General features: G+C 65.5%; 5 protein-coding genes and 1 pseudogene. All 6 read right to left on the bottom strand.

The genetic code is table 11. The annotated features are described in order from the left end of the window. Nucleotides 1–420, bottom strand: a pseudogene (locus GTP55_RS27865) (flagellar hook-length control protein FliK); the annotation flags it as partial. A 14-nt stretch (nucleotides 421–434) separates the two neighbouring features. Further along, nucleotides 435–764, bottom strand: coding sequence for a flagellar protein FliT (locus GTP55_RS27860; RefSeq protein ID WP_110844716.1), 330 nt, complete (start codon nucleotides 762–764; stop codon nucleotides 435–437). A gap of 3 nt (nucleotides 765–767) precedes the next feature. After that, nucleotides 768–1202, bottom strand: a complete 435-nt coding sequence (gene fliS / locus GTP55_RS27855; protein ID WP_161048028.1) for a flagellar export chaperone FliS — start codon at nucleotides 1200–1202, stop codon at nucleotides 768–770. Nucleotides 1203–1232: 30 nt separating this feature from the next. Next, nucleotides 1233–3905, bottom strand: a complete 2673-nt coding sequence (gene fliD / locus GTP55_RS27850; RefSeq protein ID WP_161048027.1) for a flagellar filament capping protein FliD — start codon at nucleotides 3903–3905, stop codon at nucleotides 1233–1235. A 209-nt stretch (nucleotides 3906–4114) separates the two neighbouring features. Further along, a complete protein-coding gene (locus GTP55_RS27845; RefSeq protein ID WP_161048026.1) occupies nucleotides 4115–4501 on the bottom strand; it encodes a flagellar protein FlaG in 387 nt (128 codons plus the stop codon). 91 nt (nucleotides 4502–4592) lie between these two features. Continuing rightward, nucleotides 4593–6161, bottom strand: a complete 1569-nt coding sequence (locus tag GTP55_RS27840) for a flagellin N-terminal helical domain-containing protein (protein WP_161048025.1) — start codon at nucleotides 6159–6161, stop codon at nucleotides 4593–4595. Nucleotides 6162–6163: the final 2 nt, after the last annotated feature.

Raw genomic sequence — 6163 nt, 5'->3', positions numbered from 1 at the left:
GCTGGCCGGCTTGCCGCCGCCCGGCAGGTAGACGGCCGCGCCTTGCGAGGGCAGGGTGGCGGCTGGTTCGCCGCCATCGGCGCCGCCGCCGTCGGCCGTGACCACGGTGGGCGTGGCGCCGGGCGTGCTGTTACCGAGCTGGAAGGTGGGGCGCGGCTGGGCGCTGAGCACGGTCAGCGCGACATTGCTGCCGATCTGGGTGTCGCCCGGCAGCGCCATGCGGACGGTGTTGTCGGCCACCTTGACCAGGTAGCTGCCGTCCTTCATCCTGGATATGACCTCGGCGCTGACGGTCTGTCCGACCAGACTTTGCAGCGCGCGCTGGAAGGCGGCCTGGCGGCCGTCGCCAACCGCCGCGCCGCCGCCAGCGCCGTCAGCCGGTGTAACCGGCGGGAGAGCGGCGTCCAGGCGCGGCAACATGGCGCGCGCCTGCGTTAGACGCTACCGTAGGCGTTGACGACGCGCCGTTCCGTGCCGGTGGAGTTGATCAGCTTGGACAACTGGGCCATCCACGGCATGGTCAGGTCGCGGATCTGGCGGTCGGCGTTCAGCATCTGGCGGATGAGTTCGATCTTGCGTTCGCGGTCGGCGCCGCGCATCGGCTGCAGCGTTTCCTGTTCGCGCAGCGCCTGCGCATGGGCGGCGCAGCGCTGTTCCAGCAGGACCAAGGCATCCCAGTCGCTGCGCGTGGCGGCCTGCACCATTTGTTCGGTCAGGTCGGCCATGGCGGCGTACACGGATAGCACGTCTTGAATCGTCATCATAAATCAGGCGCTCGCGAGGTTAGGTTGGGGGATGCCGCTGGCGGCAGGGGTGTCGGCGATGGCGTTCCAGGCGTCGCGCAATTCGATCAGCAAACGCTGCACTTCCTCGACCATGCCGAGGTCGCTGTTGACGTTGGCGGCCAGCAGCCGGTTGCTCATGTACTCGTACAGCGCGTCCAGGCTTTCGGCGATGTCGCCGCCGGCTTTCTTGTCGAGCGCGGCGCGCAGGCCGCTGTCGATGATCATGATCGCCTTCGACAGCGACTTGCCTTTCTGCGGGATGTCGCTGTTTTTGATCCCGGCCGCCGCATCGTTGAGCGCAGTCAATGCGCCGTCGAACAACATCACGATCAGCTTGTGGGGACTGGCGGCCAGGACGCCGGTTTCCATGCCGATTTTGGCATAGGCGTTGACGCCAGTTTGTCGAGATCCGAACATACGTATTACTCCTTTTCAGTGCGGTCGTGCTTAGCTGTTGGCGGCCAGCTGCGCCAGCTGTTGGGTCAGGAACTGCTGGGTGCTGTTCATGCTGGCGACTGCGGTGTCGAGCGCCGTGTATTGCGCGCGGTAGCGTTTTTCGATATCGGTCAGGCGATCGGCAAAGCTGGCGCGCTGGGTGGCGATGTCGGTCACCGACGCATTCAGCCCCTTGGTGCGGCTGGCGATGGTGCCGCTGCCGCCCAGGTAGCCGGCCGACAGCGTGTTGAGCATGTAGGCGTAGCCCTGCGAAAAACCGAAGGTGCCGCGCGAGCCGGTGGTGTCGCCCTTGACGGTCAGTTTCAGGCCGTCGACCGGCGCGCCCGGCGCGCCGGTCAGCACCTGGCCCTTGCCGGTGGCGCTGTAGCCGCCGATGGTGCCGGCGACGTCGACGCCGTCGACCGAGGCGCCGGTGCCGAAAATGGCCGACGGGTCGGAGCCGGTGGCGCCGGCGATCTTCAGGTTCGAGGCCGAGCCGTAGGCGGCCGATTGCAACTTCAGCGAGCCGTCGTCGCCCAGCGTGGCGGTGACCGACGCGCCGGCGTTGGAAAACGCGCTGACGCCGTTGATGCTCGATTGTAGCAGCGTCGCCAGCTGGCTCGGATTGTAGGTGCCGGCCGGCAGCGTGATGGTGGCGGTATTGGCCAGCGTGGCCGGCTTGGTGTCGTTCAGCGTCACGGTCCAGGTGGTGTCCTGGTCGATGGTGGTCTCGGCCGGCAGCGGCTTGTTGCCTTGCAAGGTGCCCTGGGTGGCCAGCTGGGTGATGTTGATCGCGTAGTTGCCGGCCTGGGTCTTGCTCGACGAGGTGCTGAACGTCACGTCCGGGTCGGTGCCGCGGCCGACCGCCGCAAACAGGCCGGCGATGTCGTTGAAGTTGCTGGTGATGGCTTTTTGCAGCTTGGCGTTGTCGACCGCCAGTGAACCGTCCTTCTGGAACGACACGCCGATCTGCGACAGATTGGTCAGGCTGGTGCTTTGCAGGCCGGAAATGGCGCTGCTGAGCGTGGCGCGCACCGACGATTGCAGGTTGCGCAGCGTGCTGTCGCCCAGCAGCGGGCCGGAGGCCTTGGTGTCGGCGTCGTAGGACCCCAGCGCCGACAGCTGCGTGTTGAGGTCGTTATAGGCCTTGACGAAGGAGTTGACCGAGTTGGTCAGCGTCGACGAATCCTTGGCCACCGAGACGCTGGTGCTGCCGACCTTGAGCGCGTTGAAGGTGACGCCGGTCACCGCGCCGCTGATGCCGGTGCCGCTGCTGGTGACGGCAATGCCGTTGACGGTGGCCAGCGTATCGGCCGCGGCTGCTTTCTGGCTGAGGTTCTGGGTGCCGCCGGGATCGTAGCCCAGCAGGCTGACCAGCGCCGGATCGGCCGGGTCGCCGCCGGAGCCGGCCAGCGAGATTTTCATGGTCGAGCTGGCGCCGGTGGCGCTGGACGTCAGCACCAGGTGGTTCGGGGTGGCGCCGGTGCCGGTGCTGCCGTCCGAGACGATCGAGGCGGTGACGCCGAAGTTGCCCTTGTTGATGGCATCCATGATGCCTTGCAGGCTGTTGTTGGTGCTGTCGATCACGATGTTGCCGGCGGTACGGGTCGAGTCGGCGGCGAAGTCGGCGTCCAGATAGGTGCCGCCGACGCCGGCCGTCAGGCCGGCTGCGGCCGGGTTGCTGCCGCCCACCGTGATCGGGCTGCCGTCGGCCGAGACCAGCGTGATGGTGCCGACCGCCGTGGTGCTGGAGCCGATGTTGGCGCTGCCGCTGTTGCCGATGCCGCCCAGCACGCTGCCGGTCACGCTTTCGGTCAGCGCGACGTTGCTGCCGTCGGCGTTGCTAAATTGCAGGTCGCCGCCGGCGGCGGTGCCGGTGACGGTGATGTTGGCGTCGGCCAGCGCGCGCGAGATGGCGGTGTCGCCGCTCAGCGCGGCGTCCAGCGAGGCGGCGGTGACGCCGGCGCCGCCGGCCACGTTGGCGCCCTGGATGGCGATATCGACGCCGCCGACCGACAGCGAATAGGTGCCGCCGCCGCTGGTGTCGATGTTGCCGAAGGTGCTGAACAGCGTCTTGTCAGTGGTGGCCGCCGTGGCCTTGGCCGAGACCCCGGTGGTGGTGGTCTTGTCATTGATGGCGTCGGCCAGCGCGCGCGCGCTGCGGGTGCTGTTGTTGGTGACGATGGCGGTGCCGTTGATGCTGACCGAGCCGGCCGACAGCCCGCTGGTGCGCATATTGTTGGCCAGCGCCGTGCCGGCAATGCCGAATTCGCCATTGGACACGGTGCCCAGCGCGAAGCTGATGGTGGTCTTGGCGCCGGTGCCGATGGTGGCGGTGCTGCTCTTGTAGCCGCCCGAGGCCAGCGTCTGGGCCTGCGCCAGCTGGGTGACATTGATCCGGTAGTTGCCCGCCAGCGCAGCGCTGGTGGTGGTGGCGGTCACCACGCTCGGATCGGCCGGGGTGGTGGTGAGCGCCTGGAAACTGGCGAGGGAGCTGAGGCTGGTCAGCGTACTCTGGAAATTGCCGAGCGCGCTGGACATGGTGCCGAAGGCCGAGATCTGCCCCTGGAAGCTGGCGGTCTTCTTGTCGAAATCGGTCAGCGGCGCCGACTCGACGGCCATCAGTTTGCTGACGATGTCATTGACGTTCAGGCCGGAACCGATGCCGGGTGATGAGATGCCCACGATGCGCTCCTAAGTAAAGCAATAATATAAGCTGATATCGGCAGAATCAAACCGGACTTGAGAGGGGGAAATACCGGCTTGTTTGGCGCAAGCTGTCAAAGCGGGTAACAACCCGGCGCGGAGGTTGGATCACCCCGCAGGCAGGCGCTCCCGGAACAGGATGCCACAGATGAGAAAAAAACGGCGCGCACCGGGCGGTGCGCGCCGTTTCAGGCGGTATGGTCAATTAACAGGCCGGGACTGCCTTTGCTTTCCTCGTCCAGCGCCTTGGCGATGGCCAGTGCTTCCTTGGTGGGAAACTGGCGTACCACTTCCTTGGTGTTCTGGTCGATCACCTTGACCACTGTGCGTTTGGTGTCCTGGTCGACCGAAAATTCCAGGTTGTTGGCTTGCGCCTGCGGCGTTTTATTCAACTTGGACAGTGCATCGCTGACTTGCTGTTCGCTGGGCAGGGCGTCGGGCGCCTTGACCGCTTTGGCAGTCTCGACGGGGGCGGCCGGGGCGCGCGCAGCGCCACTGACCGGCGGGGAGTCGCCGCCGACCGCGCGGTCGGTGGGGCGCGCCGTGCTGGCGGAGCCTATCGTGTCGATAGTCATGATTGTTCCTTTGTGAAAAATCCCCGACTGAATAAATCAGCCGGGGACCCCGATCAGCGTGACCGTTAGCCGGTCACTGCTGGTCCGGATTTTAACGCAGCAGGGACAGCACGCCGTTCGGCAGCGAGTTGGCTTGCGCCAGCATCGCGGTACCAGCTTGTTGCAGGATCTGGCCGCGGGTCAGGTTGGCCGTTTCCGAAGCAAAGTCGGTATCTTGAATACGGCTACGCGACGCCGTCAAGTTTTCCGTGGTCGTGTTCAGGTTCGAGATGGTCGACGTGAAACGGTTCTGGATCGCACCCAGCGAAGCGCGGTTGCTGTCGATCTGGGCCAGCGCTGCATCGATGGTTTTCAGGGCGGCGTTGGAGCCGTCCACGGTGCTGACGTCGATCTTGGCGACCGATTGCAGGTTCGAACCAGCCGAGCCGGTATTGATGATGGTCGAATCGCCACCGACGATCGAGAAGCCCGCTGCCGACGAGAAGTCCAGGTGACCACCGACACTTTGTACCGAAGCCGGCACACCTGCGGTTGGCGCGGCGCCAGCCGAGATGGTGATGGAGGCGTCGCCTGGCACCGCTGCGGTAGTGCCCACGGCCGGTTTGGCGGCGCCGGCCAGCGTTTTGCCGGACATGACGTCGTCGGTCGCGGTGTTGGTGTTGGCGATCTGGATGTCGGAACCCGAGCTGTTGGCCAGCTTGATGGTTTTGTTACCGGTAGCCTGGTCCAGTTCGATCGATGCGCTGACGCCGGTGGTGCCGACCTGGGCATTGATGGCTTGCGCCAGCGCCGACAGGTCGCCGTTTTTCACTTGGGCCGAAATCGTGACCGGGTTGGTGTCGGTGGTGTTCGAGTTGTCGCCGCGCAGCTGGAACTGTACCGAACCGCTGCTGGTCGCGGTGAAACCGCCCAGCGTGGCGCTGGTGCTGGCAGTCGCGCTCACGCCGCTCTGGTTGCTGACGGCGTTGACGTTGGCAGCAATCGCTTTGGCGCTGTCTTTGGCGGCCACGCTGACGCTGGTGGTGGTGCCGTTGCCGGAAGTAATACTCAGCGTCTGCGCGGTGGCATTATTCTGGTTCCAGTCGGTGCCGGTAGCGGCCGACGACAGTTGGGTTGCGGTATCGCCGTACACTGCCGACAGGGTGTTGTTGCCGATGTCGGTGGCTTTGGCCGACTGGATGCCGATGTTGATGGTCTGGCCGGAGTTGGCGCCGACCTGGAACTGGGCCGAGGTCAGCGAACCGTCCAGCACGTTCTGGCCGTTGAACTGGGTGGTGTTGGCGACGCGGTCCAGCTCTTGCGACAGCGAGGCGACCTCGCCCTGGATCGAGGCGCGGTCCGACGACGAGTTGGTGCCGTTGGCGGACTGGACAGCCAGCTCACGGATACGTTGCAGCAGGTCGCCGGCGGTGCTCAAGCCACCCTCGGCCGTTTGCGCCATCGAGATACCGTCGTTGGCGTTACGTGCAGCCGTGGTGTTGCCGCGAATCTGCGCGCTGAAACGGTCGGAAATGGCCAGACCGGCAGCATCGTCCTTGGCGCTGTTGATGCGCAGACCCGACGACAGACGTTGCAGCGAGGTCTGCAGGCTAGCTTGCGAGGACGACAGGTTACGTTGCGAGTTCAGCGATGCAACATTGGTATTAATGACTTGTGCCATGG

The sequence above is a fragment of the Duganella margarita genome, assembly GCF_009857535.1.
GTDB lineage: Bacteria > Pseudomonadota > Gammaproteobacteria > Burkholderiales > Burkholderiaceae_D > Rugamonas > Rugamonas margarita.
The sequence above is the reverse complement of the archived record's forward strand: the minus strand, read 5'-3'. Positions and strand labels throughout refer to the sequence as shown.